14 protein-coding genes and 2 pseudogenes are annotated in these 14,932 nt (G+C 54.7%); 14 read left to right on the top strand and 2 right to left on the bottom strand.

Translation table 11 applies throughout. From position 1 onward, the window contains the following. Positions 1 to 68: 68 nt before the first annotated feature. A complete protein-coding gene (gene groL / locus AC27IO_RS01770) occupies positions 69 to 1,721 on the bottom strand; it encodes a chaperonin GroEL (RefSeq protein ID WP_272567476.1) in 1,653 nt (550 codons plus the stop codon). 52 nt (positions 1,722 to 1,773) lie between these two features. Beyond that, positions 1,774 to 2,064, bottom strand: a complete 291-nt coding sequence (locus AC27IO_RS01775) for a co-chaperone GroES (RefSeq protein WP_011804151.1) — start codon at positions 2,062 to 2,064, stop codon at positions 1,774 to 1,776. Positions 2,065 to 2,427: 363 nt separating this feature from the next. On the opposite strand from AC27IO_RS01775, the gene AC27IO_RS01780 reads away from it, so the two are divergent. The 14 genes and pseudogenes from AC27IO_RS01780 to AC27IO_RS01845 all read left to right on the top strand — a co-directional run bounded on the left by AC27IO_RS01780 (position 2,428) and on the right by AC27IO_RS01845 (position 14,834). Beyond that, on the top strand, positions 2,428 to 2,799 hold the full coding sequence (locus AC27IO_RS01780; protein WP_317352738.1) for a DUF2304 domain-containing protein: 372 nt from the start codon (positions 2,428 to 2,430) through the stop codon (positions 2,797 to 2,799). Continuing rightward, a complete protein-coding gene (locus tag AC27IO_RS01785; protein WP_498736946.1) occupies positions 2,796 to 4,280 on the top strand; it encodes a mannose-1-phosphate guanylyltransferase/mannose-6-phosphate isomerase in 1,485 nt (494 codons plus the stop codon). The genes AC27IO_RS01780 and AC27IO_RS01785 overlap by 4 nt, the downstream gene beginning before the upstream one ends. A 119-nt stretch (positions 4,281 to 4,399) precedes the next feature. Beyond that, a complete protein-coding gene (locus AC27IO_RS01790) occupies positions 4,400 to 5,695 on the top strand; it encodes a nucleotide sugar dehydrogenase (protein ID WP_317352733.1) in 1,296 nt (431 codons plus the stop codon). 20 nt (positions 5,696 to 5,715) lie between these two features. Further along, on the top strand, positions 5,716 to 6,666 hold the full coding sequence (locus AC27IO_RS01795) for a Gfo/Idh/MocA family oxidoreductase (RefSeq protein WP_498736948.1): 951 nt from the start codon (positions 5,716 to 5,718) through the stop codon (positions 6,664 to 6,666). Positions 6,667 to 6,670: 4 nt separating this feature from the next. Beyond that, on the top strand, positions 6,671 to 7,018 hold the full coding sequence (locus AC27IO_RS01800; RefSeq protein WP_498736950.1) for a hypothetical protein: 348 nt from the start codon (positions 6,671 to 6,673) through the stop codon (positions 7,016 to 7,018). Further along, positions 6,954 to 7,487 carry an ABC transporter permease gene (locus AC27IO_RS01805; protein ID WP_498736990.1) on the top strand — a complete coding sequence of 178 codons (534 nt, stop codon included), beginning with the start codon at positions 6,954 to 6,956 and terminating at the stop codon, positions 7,485 to 7,487. Before AC27IO_RS01800 ends, AC27IO_RS01805 begins: the two co-directional genes overlap by 65 nt. A gap of 2 nt (positions 7,488 to 7,489) precedes the next feature. Then, positions 7,490 to 8,239, top strand: a complete 750-nt coding sequence (locus AC27IO_RS01810) for an ABC transporter ATP-binding protein (RefSeq protein ID WP_284410893.1) — start codon at positions 7,490 to 7,492, stop codon at positions 8,237 to 8,239. Between the two features lie 21 nt (positions 8,240 to 8,260). Beyond that, positions 8,261 to 8,851 carry an acyltransferase gene (locus tag AC27IO_RS01815; RefSeq protein ID WP_284410897.1) on the top strand — a complete coding sequence of 197 codons (591 nt, stop codon included), beginning with the start codon at positions 8,261 to 8,263 and terminating at the stop codon, positions 8,849 to 8,851. A gap of 18 nt (positions 8,852 to 8,869) precedes the next feature. After that, positions 8,870 to 9,957: pseudogene (locus AC27IO_RS01820) on the top strand (DegT/DnrJ/EryC1/StrS family aminotransferase). 19 nt (positions 9,958 to 9,976) lie between these two features. Continuing rightward, complete coding sequence (locus AC27IO_RS01825; RefSeq protein ID WP_498736953.1) at positions 9,977 to 11,482, top strand: glycosyltransferase; 1,506 nt, start codon at positions 9,977 to 9,979, stop codon at positions 11,480 to 11,482. A 57-nt stretch (positions 11,483 to 11,539) separates the two neighbouring features. After that, positions 11,540 to 12,364, top strand: a pseudogene (locus tag AC27IO_RS01830) (asparagine synthetase B family protein); the annotation flags it as partial. Further along, positions 12,252 to 13,355, top strand: coding sequence for an asparagine synthetase B family protein (locus AC27IO_RS01835; RefSeq protein WP_498736955.1), 1,104 nt, complete (start codon positions 12,252 to 12,254; stop codon positions 13,353 to 13,355). The pseudogene AC27IO_RS01830 and the gene AC27IO_RS01835, both read left to right, overlap by 113 nt. After that, on the top strand, positions 13,348 to 13,980 hold the full coding sequence (locus tag AC27IO_RS01840; RefSeq protein ID WP_498736957.1) for a PIG-L deacetylase family protein: 633 nt from the start codon (positions 13,348 to 13,350) through the stop codon (positions 13,978 to 13,980). Before AC27IO_RS01835 ends, AC27IO_RS01840 begins: the two co-directional genes overlap by 8 nt. 14 nt (positions 13,981 to 13,994) lie before the next feature. Then, positions 13,995 to 14,834 (top strand): LpxD N-terminal domain-containing protein, encoded by an 840-nt coding sequence (locus AC27IO_RS01845; RefSeq protein ID WP_498736959.1) that lies wholly within the window; start codon positions 13,995 to 13,997, stop codon positions 14,832 to 14,834. Positions 14,835 to 14,932: the final 98 nt, after the last annotated feature.

A 14,932-nucleotide genomic window follows, 5' to 3' on the forward strand; every position in this document is an offset into this window, starting at 1 on the left:
TTGCAGCCTGCGGGGTTTTTTGATGGAGCAGCCGGGCGGGAGTGCATCCCGTCCGGTGCGGCTGGCAATTACATGCCCATGCCGCCCATGCCACCCATGCCGCCCATGTCGGGCATGCCGCCGCCGGCCGGTGCGTCGTCCTTGGGGGCTTCAGCGATCATGCATTCCGTCGTCAGCAGCAGGGAGGCCACGGAAGCGGCGTTCTGCAGGGCCGTGCGGGTGACCTTCGTGGGGTCCAGAATGCCCAGTTCCAGCATGTCGCCATACGTGTCGTTGGCGGCATTGAAACCGTAGTTGCCCTTGCCGGCCAGCACGGCGTTCACCACGACCGAGGCTTCGCCGCCGGCGTTGTTCACGATTTCGCGCAGGGGGGCTTCGATGGCCTTCAGCACCAGCTTGATACCGGCATCCTGATCGGCGTTGTCGCCCTTGATCGAGTTGCCCACGGCTTGCTTGGCGCGCAGCAGCGCCACGCCGCCACCAGCCACGACGCCTTCTTCCACCGCTGCGCGCGTGGCGTGCAGGGCGTCTTCCACGCGGGCCTTCTTTTCCTTCATTTCGACTTCGGTGGCAGCGCCGACCTTGATCACGGCCACACCGCCAGCCAGCTTGGCCACGCGCTCTTGCAGCTTTTCGCGGTCGTAGTCGGACGTGGCTTCCTCGATCTGCACGCGCACTTGCTTGACGCGGGCTTCGATGTCTTCAGCGGCGCCGGCGCCGTCGATGATGATCGTGTTTTCCTTGCCCACTTCGATGCGCTTGGCTTGGCCCAGGTCGGCCAGGGTGACCTTCTCGAGCGTCAGGCCCACTTCTTCGGCGATGACCTTGCCGCCCGTCAGGATGGCGATGTCTTCCAGCATGGCCTTGCGGCGGTCGCCGAAGCCAGGGGCCTTCACTGCCACAACCTTCAGGATGCCGCGGATCGTGTTGACCACCAGCGTTGCCAGGGCTTCGCCTTCGACTTCTTCGGCAATGATCAGCAGCGGACGGCCGGCCTTGGCGACTTGCTCCAGCGTGGGCAGCAGGTCACGGATGTTGCTGATCTTCTTGTCGAACAGCAGCACGAAGGGGTTGTCCAGAATCGCGGATTGCTTTTCGGGGTTGTTGATGAAGTAGGGCGACAGGTAGCCGCGATCGAACTGCATGCCTTCCACGACGTCCAGTTCGGACTCGAGGGACTTGCCGTCTTCCACGGTGATCACGCCTTCCTTGCCGACCTTGTCCATGGCGTCAGCGATCAGCTTGCCAATGGTTTCGTCGGAGTTGGCGGAGATCGAACCCACCTGGGCGATTTCCTTGGAGGTCGTGGTGGCCTTGGAAGCCTTCTTCAGCTCTTCCACCAGGGCCGTCACGGCCTTGTCGATGCCGCGCTTGAGGTCCATGGGGTTGATGCCCGCGGCCACGTACTTGAAGCCTTCGCGCACGATGGCCTGTGCCAGCACGGTGGCGGTCGTGGTGCCGTCACCGGCGTTGTCGGACGTCTTGGAAGCCACTTCCTTCACGAGCTGGGCGCCCATGTTCTGCAGCTTGTCCTTGAGTTCGATTTCCTTGGCCACGGACACACCGTCCTTGGTCACGGTGGGGGCGCCGAACGAGCGCTCCAGCACCACGTTGCGACCCTTGGGGCCCAGGGTGACCTTGACCGCATTGGCCAGGATGTTCACGCCTTCGACCATGCGGGCGCGGGCTTCGCCGCCGAAAACTACGTCTTTTGCTGCCATTTGATTTCTCCGGATTCAGTAAACAGGATGTTCGGGAAAAGGGCCGAAAGGCTTACTTCTCGACGACTGCGAACAGGTCGTCTTCCTTCATCACCAGCAACTCGTCGCCGTTGACCTTGACGGTCTGGCCAGAGTACTTGCCGAACAGAACGCGGTCGCCGACCTTCACGTTCAAGGCGATCAGCTCGCCCTTGTCGTTCTTCTTGCCGGGACCGACGGCCAGCACTTCACCTTGATCGGGCTTTTCAGCGGCGTTGTCGGGGATCACGATGCCGGAAGCGGTCGTGGTTTCGCTTTCAATGCGCTTGACGATCACGCGATCGTGCAGGGGGCGAAGGTTCATTGCATCTCTCCTGGTTCAAAAAAGGATTGCGACATCAACAACACGCCCGCAGGGTGCGGGCGCTTTCTGACTTCAGCGGCTTGGCGCCAGCGTTGCTAGCACTCGGTCGCGTCGAGTGCTAATGATACGGGCATTCTTTCGCATTTCAAGAGGGGGACTGGCAGTGGGAGCGCGGCGCGCCCACAGGAAGGACGGCGGCTGAGGGATGGATGAGGCGTGCACCTACAATACCGACCTCCTTGAGGCCGGAGGTGATTCGGCGCCCGCAGCCCGCTTGGTCCCCAAGCAGGGATGGGCGCTGTTCCCGGCGGTGCTCTCAATCAAACGCCCGATGCGGGTCAGATCCATAGATTCGGGAGTCCAATGGCGTCTTTGCAAGCAACCACCGCGCTGATGGGCATCGGCCTGGCGGTGCTGATCCTTTACCTGATCCGCAGGGATCACCTGTATCTGATGCACGGCCTGTTCTGGGTGGTGGTGGCGGGGGCCGCTGCCTTGCTGGGGGCTTGGCCGGGACTGATCGATCGTCTGGCCAAGCTGCTGGGCATCAGCTATCCCCCTGCGCTGCTGCTGCTGCTGGCCAGCATGGTGCTGCTGGTGAAGTCGTTGCACACCGACATGGTGAATACCCGCATCGAGAGGGATGTCCGCCGGTTGAACCAGCGGCTGGCCCTGTTGCAGGCCGACAATGAAAGCCTGCGCGCGCGCGTGATGGGCGATGGATCGCAGCCATGACCTTGGCGCAGCCGTTGTTGCCGGTCATCCTGTGCGGCGGGTCGGGCACGCGTTTGTGGCCCCTGTCGCGGGAGGCCTATCCCAAGCAGTTTCTGGCGTTGGCCGGTTCCCGCACCATGCTCCAGGACACGGCACTGAGGCTGCAGGGGTGGGCGCCGGAGATCGGCGTCGCGCCCGATCCCATCCTGGTCTGCAACACCGAGCACCGGTTCATCGCGGCCAGCCAGTTGCTGGCAGTCGGCATCCGGACGGCACGCGTACTCCTGGAGCCCGAGGGGCGCAACACCGCGCCCGCACTGACGCTGGCCGCCTTGCAGGCATGCGCTGGAGGCGATGATCCGATCATGCTGGCCATGCCGGCCGATCACGTGGTGAAGGATTTGCCCGCGTTTCACGCCGCGGTCCGGCGGGCCCATTCCATGGCCCTGTCGGGCGGACTGGTGACGTTCGGCGTCGTGCCGGACCGGCCGGAAACCGGCTACGGCTACATCCAGTGCCATGCGGCGGGCCCGGAGGGTGCGGGCATCCACCGCATTGCCAGCTTTGCCGAGAAGCCCGATGCCGCGACCGCGCAGCGCTATCTCGATGCGGGTGATTATTTCTGGAACAGCGGCCTTTTCATGGTGCGCGCCAGCCAGTGGTTGGCCGCTCTGCGTGCTTGCCGCCCCGACATCCTCCAGGCCTGCGAGGCCGCGATGGCGGGGGCGCAGCGTGATCTCGACTTCATCCGGCCTGACGCGGCCGCCTTCCAGGCCTGCCCTTCGGATTCCATCGACTATGCCGTGATGGAACGGTTGCCGCTGATGCCGGAGATCGGCATCCCCACGTTCGCGGTCGCGCTGCAGGCCGGCTGGTCCGACCTGGGCGCCTGGGATGCACTGTGGGGCGTGCTGCCGCGCGACGGCCAAGGCAACGCCACCGTGGGCGATGCCCTGCTGGAAGACAGCCAGGACACCCTGTTGATGTCCACCCACCGGCTCGTGGCCGGCGTGGGGCTCGACCACATCGTGGTCGTCGAAACACCCGATGCGGTCCTGGTGGCCGACAAGCGCCGCACCCAGGACGTCAAGAGGATCGTGGCCCGGCTGAAGCAGCTGGGGCACGCGCTGGCCCACCACCACCGGAAAGTGCACCGGCCATGGGGCTGGTACGACGCTGTCGACAGCGGCGAACGCTTCCAGGTCAAGCGCATCGTGGTGAACCCGGGCGCGCGCCTGAGCATGCAGATGCACTACCACCGCGCTGAGCATTGGGTGGTGGTGCGGGGGACCGCTGAAATCACCAATGGCGACGACACCTATCTGCTGGCACAGAACGAGTCCACGTTCATTCCGGTGGGCCGCCGCCATCGGCTGGCCAATCCGGGCAAGACGCCTCTCGAAATCATCGAGGTTCAATCGGGCGACTATCTGGGTGAGGACGATATCGTCCGGTTCGACGACATCTACGGGCGCTCTACCGGTGCCGAAGGCGTTTCATGATGGATTGGATTGCCTTCGCGACCGGCGTGACGATTGCCAGGCCCGCGCGCACGCATTTCCCGGCGTGCGAGCAGTGCGGCACCTGCACTTGACCCTCCCCATTCTTCCAACATAAAAACATGAATCTAGAACAAGCAAGGATTGCCGTGATCGGGCTCGGCTACGTGGGCCTGCCCTTGGCGGTGGAGTTCGGCCGCCAGCGGCCGGTCATCGGCTTTGACATCAATGCCGCACGCATCGCCGAGTTGCAATCGGGCGAGGACGGCACGCTGGAGGTGACCCCGGAAAACCTGCAAGCCGCCAGCCATCTTCAATACAGCGCCAACCCGGAGGACCTGCGCGATTGCAAGGTCTTCATCGTGACGGTGCCCACCCCGGTGGACAAGGCCAACCGCCCCGACATGACGCCCCTGGTCAAGGCGAGTGAAACGGTGGGCAGGGTCATGCCGGACGGCGCCGTGGTCATCTACGAATCCACCGTGTACCCTGGCGCGACCGAAGAAGTGTGCGTGCCGGTGCTCGAACGGCTCAGCGGCAAGACCTTCAACACGGACTTCTTCTGCGGCTACAGCCCGGAGCGCATCAATCCGGGCGACCGGGTCAACACCCTCACGAAGATCAAGAAGATCACCAGCGGCAGCACCCCCGAAGTGGCCGACGCGGTGGATGCGCTGTACGGCAGCATCATCACGGCCGGCACCCACAAGGCCAGCAGCCTGAAAGTGGCCGAAGCGGCCAAGGTCATCGAAAACACCCAGCGCGACTTGAACATCGCCTTGGTGAACGAGCTGTCCGTCATCTTCGAGCGGCTGGGCATCGACACCCTCGACGTGCTGGAGGCCGCGGGCAGCAAGTGGAACTTCCTGCCCTTCCGGCCGGGACTGGTGGGCGGCCACTGCATCGGTGTGGACCCCTATTACCTGACCCACAAGGCCGAGGAAGTGGGCTACCACCCGCAGGTCATCCTGGCCGGGCGGCGCATCAACGACAACATGGCGCGCTACGTGGCGCGCAACACCATTCGTCTCATGCTCAAGAACGGCATGGACGTGCCCCGTTGCCGCATCGGCATCCTGGGCATCACGTTCAAGGAAAACTGCCCGGACATCCGCAACAGCAAGGTCGTGGACATGGTGCGCGAGTTCCTGGCGTGGGGCGCGGACGTGGTGATCGCCGATCCCTGGGCCAGCGCACAAGAGGTGGACCACGAGTACGGCCTGGCGTTGGGTCGTGTCGATGCCGACCATCCGGTCGATGCCCTGGTGGTGGCGGTCGGCCATAACGAATACCGTCAGGCCACGCCCGCGGAGCTTCGCACGTACTGCCGTGGCGCACAGCCTGTCCTGGCCGACGTCAAAAGCCTCTACCACCGCGGGCAGGCCGCCGAAGCCGGCTTCACCGTTTTTCGCCTCTAATTCTCCCCTTCGGATCCGCCATGAAAAACTTCGCCCTCATCGGCGCCGCCGGCTACATCGCGCCGCGCCACATGCGTGCCATCAAGGACACCGGCAACCATCTGGCCGTGGCTTACGACATCAACGATTCGGTCGGCATCATCGACAGCATTTCGCCGCAGAGCGACTTCTTTACCGAGTTTGAACGGTTTGCGGAGCATGCGCACCAGCTCAAGCGCGATCCAGCCACCGCACTCGATTACGTGTCGATCTGCTCGCCCAACTACCTGCACCATGCCCACATCGCTGCTGGCCTGCGCCTGGGATGTGATGTGATCTGCGAAAAACCGCTCGTTCCCACGCCGCAATTGATGGACGAACTGGCGCGCATCGAACAGGAAACGGGCCGGCGGGTATTCAACATTCTCCAGTTGCGCCACCATGAAGCGATCCTGAAGCTGCGCGACAAAGTGGCCGCGGCACCCAAGGACACCAAATTCGATGTCGAACTGACCTACATCACATCGCGCGGCAAGTGGTACCTGGAGAGCTGGAAGGGCGACCCGCGCAAATCGTTTGGCGTGGCCACCAACATCGGCGTGCATTTCTTTGACATGCTGCACTTCATCTTCGGCAAGCTTCAGGACAATCGCATCCACCTGAGTGAGGAAACGAAGGCCGCCGGCTATCTGGAATACGAACGCGCCCGGGTGCGATGGTTTTTGTCCATCGATGCCAACGATCTACCGGAAGAAGTCAAAGGCAAGAAGCCCACGTACCGGAACATCGATGTCAGCGGTGAGCAACTCGAGTTTTCCGAAGGCTTCACCGATCTGCACACTACCAGTTACCGCGAAATCCTGGCGGGCCGAGGGTACGGCTTGGCGGATGCGCGGCATTGCATCGAAACGGTGGACGTGATTCGCAGCGCGTCCATTGCGGCCGATAGGGATGAGCGTGTGCATCCCTTCGTGCGCAACAAGGGGTATTGAGAGCATGCAAGCTTCTGGTTTGAAGCCGCTTTCCCAACTGCAATTGCTTTTAGGGGATGTCCGGGGAGCCCTCAGGCTTTGGCGTTTTTGGCTGCACCTGGGCCTGGAAGATATTCTGAAACAATATCGCCGCTCGTTTCTCGGTCCGATATGGATTTCGATCAATACCGCGATTTTTATCGGCGCATTTGGATTGATCGGTTCTCAGGTCTTCAAGATCGATATTCAGACGTATTTGCCTTTTTTTTTGCGTCAGCCATATTCTTTTTCTATTCATTTCGCAATCCATATCGGACAGCTGCCAAACATTCATGGCGGCCAGTGCATTTTTAAAGCAGACCCCTTACCCTAAAACGGCGTTCGGCCTTCGGGTAATTTGGCGAAATCTATTGATGATGGGACATAACATTCCTATCGCGATGATCGTGCTTTTTGCTTTCGGTGGTTTGAATGAAATCAAAGTAATGCACTTCATCTTGGGATTGTCTTTTACGATCCTGTGTGCATCGCTGCTATCGTGCGTTTTGGGTGCACTTTGCGCGCGTTTTCGCGATATACCGATGATAGTTACCAGTTTGATGCAGATCGCTATGTTCCTCACGCCAGTCATGTGGCAACCATCGCAGTTGAGTGAGCGGGCCCAGTTGATCGTTCATATCAATCCCTTGGCTGCCTTTCTTGAATTGGTACGCGCTCCGGTATTAGGCCAATCCGTAGGCATTTACAGCTATTTGATGGCAGGGTGTACCTTTATCCTGCTGTTGATCGCTTTCTTTACTATTTTCCTGAAGAGCCGCCGCAGGCTCGTATATTGGCTCTGAGCATGGCAAGCATTGAACTGGAGCAGGTTAACGTTGATTTCCCACTGTTTTCTTCAAGGTCCCGCGGCCTGTTGAATACCCTTCTGGGAAAAGCCCAAGGGCATAGGGGACGGATCGAGGATATTGGTGGCGGCGCCATTGCAGTGCGTGCCCTGCGCGATATTACTTTATCGCTCAAAGATGGAGACAGGATGGGGCTTGTCGGCCGCAATGGCGCGGGTAAGTCCACCCTGTTGAGGGTTTTGTCCAGCGTTTATGAGCCTACCTCTGGTGTACTGAGGGCCTCTGGAAATGTATCCTCGCTGATCGACCTGATGCTGGGCATGGACCCTGACGCCAGTGGTTACGAGTTCATCGCCACGCGTTGCGTAGTCATGGGCATCGGTAGTAAAGAAGCAAAAGCGCTGGTCCCTGATATTGAGGAATTCACCGAACTTGGTGACTACCTTCACTTGCCTGTGCGGACCTATTCATCTGGCATGCTGCTCCGTTTGGCATTTGCTGTTTCTACCGCCATCGCTCCAGATATTTTATTAATGGATGAAATGATCGGAGTAGGCGACGCGCAATTCATAGACAAGGCGCGTGGCCGTTTGGAAAAGATGATGAGCAAGGTCAGGATTTTGGTTCTTGCCTCGCATAGCGACCCCATTTTGAAAACGTTCTGCAATCAAGGCATATGGCTGAATGAGGGGCAAATTCGCATGCAAGGAAATATTGAAGATTGCTTGGCTGCATACCATGCAAGTTAAGTGCCTATAGGGAGCCATTACTTGAAAGCAGCATGTTATACCGCTCACCCGACTGCCATCATAGACGACGGTGCTCACATAGGCGCTGGCACCAGAATATGGCATTGGGTGCACATCTCAGCGGGAGCCCGGATCGGTAATGGATGTTCTTTTGGGCAGAATGTATATATCGGCAATGATGTGCTGATCGGAAATAACGTCAAGGTACAGAATAACGTCAGCGTTTACGACGCCGTGGTGTTGGAGGACGACGTATTTTGTGGGCCAAGTGTTGTTTTTACCAATGTTTATAATCCCCGCAGTGCGGTGGTGCGAAAAAATGAATATAGGAAGACCATTGTTCGTCAAGGTGCCACATTAGGAGCCAATGCCACAGTGGTCTGTGGTATTACGATTGGTACCTATGCTTTTATTGCGGCTGGGGCTGTCATCAATCGAGATGTGAAGCCCTATGCGCTTATGGCCGGTGTTCCTGCACGCCAAATTGGATGGATGAGTGAGCGAGGGGAGCGCCTTAATCTTCCTCTGGAAGGAAATGCTGCTGTGGAGTGTCCAGAAGAGGGTGGTGTGTATACCCTTAACGGCGATCAACTCTGTCGCACCAATCAATAACGACTAGGAGGGCGTTAAATGGAATTCATCGACTTGAAGGCGCAATATCAGCGCTTGAAAAATAATATTGACGCGCGAATTCAGAAAGTACTGGATCACGGTCAATATATATTGGGGCCAGAAGTCAACGAACTGGAAGAACAGTTGCAGAGCTATACGGGGGCAAAATATTGCATTACCGTCGCCAATGGAACCGATGCGCTTCAGATCGCCCAGATGGCATTGGGTATTGGGCCAAGTGATGAGGTCATCACGCCAGGATTCACCTACATTGCCACGGCTGAAACGGTGGCCCTTCTGGGTGCTAAACCTGTTTATGTGGATGTATCGCCAGATACCTATAATTTAAATCCTGAACTGCTAGAAGCGGCAATTACTCCTCGTACGAAGGCAATTATTCCAGTCAGCCTATATGGGCAGTGTGCAGATTACAAAGCAATCAACGAAATTGCTGCACGCCATCAAATTCCGGTGATTGAAGATGCAGCGCAAAGTTTCGGCGCAACTTATCATGGAGAAAAAAGTTGCAACTTGACGACCATTGCATGCGCTAGCTTTTTTCCGAGTAAGCCATTGGGATGCTATGGCGATGGCGGTGCGATCTTTACCAATGATGAAAATCTGGCTTTGGCGATGCGGCACATTTCAAGGCATGGCCAAGATCGGCGGTATCACCATATTCGAGTCGGCGTCAACAGCCGTTTGGACACACTCCAGGCAGCCGTTTTGCTTGAAAAAATAAAAGTATTCGATGAAGAGATGGATCAGAGGCAACGTGTGGCCTACCGCTATCTCGAAATGTTCAGTGAGATCGGGATCTGCCCACCCTATATAGCGCCAGAATGCAAAAGTGCGTGGGCTCAATATACCGTGCGATTTGAGAACAGAGAATTGGCTCAGCAAGTGTTGGCTGAAGAAAAGATTCCATTTGCAGTCCACTATCCAATCCCTCTTAACAAGCAACCCGCGGTAGTCAGCCCGATGCAAAGTTACCGGTAGGTGACAGGCTTGCAGCAGAAGTTCTTAGTATTCCGATGGGCCCCTACCTTGATCAAAAAGATCAGTTGAGAGTGGTTCGAGCACTGGCTTCGATAAATAAAAAATGAGAGTGTGGGAGTAGGAGTAATGAGAAAAACTGTATTGATGCTTGATCATGAACCGATGCTCATTGATCGAAGAATTGTTCTCGAGGGCAAGAGTCTTGTGGAAAGTGGTTATACAGTTTATCTGGCCACGCGTGGCGATGGGAAAAAGCCATCTGTAGAAAATGTACACGGCATTGAGGTCAGAAGATTTTGCGATTCACAAGAAGAGGCGATTTCAGATCCTAAAAGCCCGGCAGGAAGAAGAGAAGCCGCACGCCAGAAAATCGAATCCTGGATCAGGTGCGCTGGTAATTACACGGTGGAGAAGAAAATCCGTGGAAGTCAGCCCACGCTGCTCAATTCCATTGGCTATGCGCTTGCATGGCCTCCGGCACTCGCCCATGTCTTAAGACTACGCCTTCCGATTCTCAAGCGATGGCTTGGTCGGGCTTTTGAGCCGTTGGTCTACATGGGGATACTCAGATTTGATTTTGTGGCGCCATATTTTACGCTGGCATTTTACCTGATTAAGAATCCGGCCAAGAAACTTGGTGATTCTCCAGCAGACGATGAAAATAGCTGGGAATACAAGCTGAAGACGTATGCCATGGCTTTAAAACCTGACATTGTTCACGCGCATGATTTGCCCAATCTTGAAATGGGATGTCAACTTGCTGAGCAATTGAAAGCAGTGCTTATTTATGACGCTCATGAGTTGTATCCTTTTCAATATTTTTCTGATGAAAAGCAAAAAATAAAACTCCTGAATCTTGAGCGCAGGCTGATTGGGCGTGCTGATGCGGTAATTAGTGTTAATCAACAATGTGTGGATGTCCTGTGCAGGGAATATGGAATTTCAAATGCCATCCCTGTCACCAATGCAACGGAATCTCCACCTAATTTTGATCCGCTAGAGCGCAAGAAGAAATGGCATGAAACTTTCGCCCTTCCAGAAACCGTACGTATCATGGTTTTTCAAGGCGGTATCAATCCCGTCAGAAATGTCGACCCTCTTGTTCAAGCACTTGTCCATTGTGACGAAAATATTCATATTGGATTCATCACTTATAAAAAGGATGTGCCCTACTACGAGCAGATGACTCGCAGTCTTGGGGTGCATCACCGAGTTCATTACATTCTGGAAATACCCTGGGACGAGGTGAATGATTGGCTGGCATCTGCTGATGTTGGAGTCATGCCGTATCAAGTGACCAATTTCAATGCGCAAATAGCCTCTCCCAATAAATTGTATGAATTCGTAGTGGCGGGTCTTCCTATTATTGCGAGCAGCGATTTAGTGAATGTTCGTAAGGCGGTTGAAGAGGACGATCTTGGAATAGTGACGCTGCTGAAAGAGGTTGATTCTTACATATGGCTGATTAAAGCGATGTTTGATCACCCTGAAGGACCAGAGCGATTCCGTTCGAGCGTTTTGGCTGCCAGGCATAAATATCTTTGGTCGAATGAATCCCCGAAGGTTTTAGCTTGCTACGAAAAAATCTCGGATATCAATTTCGTTCCTAAAGCGGTAGCTAACGCTCAATAAAATCATGTGTGGAATAGCAGGCATCATTTCTGAAGACTCGGAGCAGACAAAAGAAGTCGCATGTCTCGCATGATCGAATCATTGCTCCATAGAGGACCTGACGGACACTCGGTGGCAATTAAAGACTCAGTTGGGCTCGCGCATGCGCGGCTAGCAATCGTTGATCTCTCGGTGCATGCCAATCAACCCATGCGGAGTCATGCCACCGGAGCGATCATTGTATTCAATGGCGAAATTTATAATTACAAAGATATCCGCAATGAATTACTAAGTAAAGGGGTGTCATTCAAGACGTCTTCGGATACCGAAGTTTTGCTTTCCGCTTATGATCATTGGGGTGAGCAATTCATTGAAAAGCTCAATGGCATTTTTGCTTTTGCCATTCATGATGTGCGTCGGCAGTGCGTATTGCTGGCAAGGGATCGATTGGGCGTTAAGCCTTTGTACTGGGCGCGTGAGGCAGGGCGGATAATTTTTGGTTCTGAGATAAAAGCGCTAGCAGCTTCTGGTTTTGTTCAGCTTCGCGTTGATCAAAATTCGTTTCTTGAATATCTCACTTTCCAGAATAATTTTCAGGAGAGAACCCTCTTTAATAAAGTTGAGTTGTTTCCCGCAGGGTCTATTGCGCGTATTGACTCGAGTGCGCTGACCGTGAGCATGAGGAAGTTCTGGCAGGCTTCATTTTTGCCTAGCAAAGCCTCTGCGCAAGACATTAAAACCAGCCTTCATATTGCGTTGCGATCGGCGGTCAGCAACCAGACGCAGGCAGATGTTCCCGTCAATTCTTTTTTTGAGCGGCGGAATCGACAGCTGTGCAATCGCGGCCATTGCTTCAAAAAATTTCGATCGAATCAAAACATTCACTTGTGGTTTCATGCTTGAAGGTGTGACGGCCAACGAGCAGTTGTTTGATGAAAGGCTCAGCGCGGAGTCTGTCGCCGCGACGATAGGTAGCGAACATTACGAAACAGTGCTAGGGGAGCATGATTTTCTCGCCGATATGCATGAGTGGGCTTGGCATGCAGAGGAACCTCGTGTTGGGTCGAGTTTTCCTAATTTTTGCGTCTCTCGGTTAGCTGCGAAATTCACGAAAGTTTGCCTCTCGGGTACTGGAGGGGATGAGTTGTTTGCCGGATATCCCTGGAGGTACCAGCCCGCTGTTTCTTCTTCCAATTGGGATGAGTTTGTTGGTTCATACTACGGCTATTGGAACCGCATGGTGTCTGCGAATGACCTTCGTGCATTGGTCGGTGTCACTGAAAATAAGCAATATCAACCGCAAGCAGTTTTTCGGGAATTGATGGATAGCGCACGAAAGCGTGTCGAGGGTTCAGGTAATCAATTTCTTGATGCCTCCCTTATTTTCGAATTGGAGACTTTTTTGCATGGGCTGCTCATCTCTGAAGACAAGGCAAGCATGGCCCATGGCTTGGAGGTTCGGGTCCCCCTTTTGGATAACTCCATCATTGATCTTGCGTTCACCATTCCTGCTGAAATGAAAGTTTCGATGCAGGCTAATGCCTCTGAAGGCACATATGGTAGTGCGGGTGTATCTGTAATGCCCCATTATGCAACCGGGAAAAAAATTCTTCGTGAAGTGTTGTCACCCTATGTACCAGAGGCTATTTCCGGTGGACGCAAGCAAGGGTTTTCGCCTCCATTTGAAACTTGGTTTCGACGAGACTTGAGTGGCTGGATTGAAGGCGAGGTGCTTGGATCAAGCTCTCCTCTGCGTGATTATCTGGACATTGGTGTGGCTTTCAGAATTTGGCGAGAACATCTGTCAGGTGAAAAGAATCATCGTCTTTTTGTTTGGGGCCTGATTGCTCTTCATTTATCGATTGCAAGTTTCATGAGGCGAGCGAATGCGTAAAAAGGTATATCTGGTTTTGGGTCCTCACACCGACGACGGTGAATGGGGGTGTGGGGCCTCCATTGTGAAATGGATCAAAGAGGGACATACGGTTCACTACGCGGCATTTTCGGCTGCCGAAGAGTCCGTGCCTGACGGATTACCTCCAGACATCTTGCGCAAAGAAATTGTGGATGCCATCGCCGTCTTGGGCATATCGATTGAAAACCTGAAGGTTTTTACTTTCAGAGTTCGACACTTCCCTCGGGATCGCCAAGAAATTTTGGAAACCATGGTTGGACTGCGCAAGCAGATCAAACCCGATGTGGTGGTGGTTCCCAGCTCGTTCGATACGCATCAGGACCATGAGGTCATCAGTCAAGAGGCTTTCCGAGCGTTCAAGCGATGTACCATTCTTGGCTACGAGATACCCTGGAACAACCGTCGGATCGATCTGACTTTTTTCAACGGCGTTGATCGTATTTGTTTGGATGCCAAGGTCGCATCGATTGCTGCATACAAATCGCAGGCCTTTCGTGCGCCAAATTTTTCCGATTTAATTAATAGCTTGGCTATTCAGCGCGGTAGTCAGGCGGGCTTGGATTTCGCAGAAGCATTTGAGGTGATCAGATGGGTAGAAAGTTAAAAAATTCCATTGAGTTGGCTGAAATTGCAAAGGCTCTTCATTTACCCTTTGTTGGCGAAAATATTTTCATCAACGCTGTTGCAGCACTTTCTGACGCCAAGACCGGCAATCTCTCTTTTGCAAAGAATGCGGATTGGGTCAAAAAGGCCCCTCCTGGCGTAGCGCTGCTATGCCGCAAGGATGACGCCGCATCGGGACATTCATTAATATTTTCAGATAACCCCAGGCTTGATTTTGCCAGGGCACTCGCTTATTTGGAAGATCAAGTGGGATTCGAATGGAGCGTGGTGGCTCCAGCCGTTCATCCATCTGCCAAAATAGGTCGTAACGTGGTTTTGGGTGATGGCGTTTCTATCGGTCAAGGCTCTGTTATTGCCCATAATGTAGTGATTGGCCCAGAGGTCGTGATCGGTGATTTTTGCACCATCAAATCAGGCGCGGTGATCGGGGAGGAGGGATTCGGTTTCGAGCGTGATTCCGTTGGGCGGGCAGTGCGATTACCCCATGTGGGCAGCGTGAAAATTGGCAACAATGTTGAGGTGGGCTCGTTAACGACCGTTTGCAGAGGCACCCTTGGACTTACTACGTTAGCGGATGGTTGCAAAATAGATGATCACGTCCATATTGCACATAACGTTTACATTGGTGAAGACGCTTTTGTGATTGCATGTGCGGAGGTTAGTGGGGGCGTTCGCATTGGCGCTCGGGCTTGGATCGCTCCTAATGCTGCGTTGATGAATCAGATTGACATAGGGCCAGATGCAGTGGTTGGTATCGGCGCTACAGTCCTTAAAAATGTGGAGGCAAACAGTGTTGTAGTTGGAAACCCTGCAAAGCCTATGAATAAAAAATAAGAATGGCCACGCAATGGTGATGAGCGTGATTTTGATTGATTCGATGAAATTAGTTAAATTAATCAACCCTGGTAAATTTCCTTCAAGACGCGAGCACT

It is taken from the genome of Acidovorax sp. KNOB132 (assembly GCF_057541515.1).

Excerpts from the sequence above, each read along its gene's own strand:
- AC27IO_RS01785 (WP_498736946.1), top strand. The coding sequence starts at position 2,796 with ATGACCTTGGCGCAGCCGTTGTTGCCGGTCATCCTGTGCGGCGGGTCG.
- AC27IO_RS01780 (WP_317352738.1), top strand. The coding sequence starts at position 2,428 with ATGGCGTCTTTGCAAGCAACCACCGCGCTGATGGGCATCGGCCTGGCG.
- AC27IO_RS01795 (WP_498736948.1), top strand. The coding sequence starts at position 5,716 with ATGAAAAACTTCGCCCTCATCGGCGCCGCCGGCTACATCGCGCCGCGC.
- AC27IO_RS01825 (WP_498736953.1), top strand. The coding sequence starts at position 9,977 with ATGAGAAAAACTGTATTGATGCTTGATCATGAACCGATGCTCATTGAT.
- AC27IO_RS01840 (WP_498736957.1), top strand. The coding sequence starts at position 13,348 with ATGCGTAAAAAGGTATATCTGGTTTTGGGTCCTCACACCGACGACGGT.
- AC27IO_RS01800 (WP_498736950.1), top strand. The coding sequence starts at position 6,671 with ATGCAAGCTTCTGGTTTGAAGCCGCTTTCCCAACTGCAATTGCTTTTA.
- AC27IO_RS01775 (WP_011804151.1), bottom strand. The coding sequence starts at position 2,064 with ATGAACCTTCGCCCCCTGCACGATCGCGTGATCGTCAAGCGCATTGAA.
- AC27IO_RS01790 (WP_317352733.1), top strand. The coding sequence starts at position 4,400 with ATGAATCTAGAACAAGCAAGGATTGCCGTGATCGGGCTCGGCTACGTG.
- AC27IO_RS01810 (WP_284410893.1), top strand. The coding sequence starts at position 7,490 with ATGGCAAGCATTGAACTGGAGCAGGTTAACGTTGATTTCCCACTGTTT.
- AC27IO_RS01835 (WP_498736955.1), top strand. The coding sequence starts at position 12,252 with ATGTTCCCGTCAATTCTTTTTTTGAGCGGCGGAATCGACAGCTGTGCA.
- groL (WP_272567476.1), bottom strand. The coding sequence starts at position 1,721 with ATGGCAGCAAAAGACGTAGTTTTCGGCGGCGAAGCCCGCGCCCGCATG.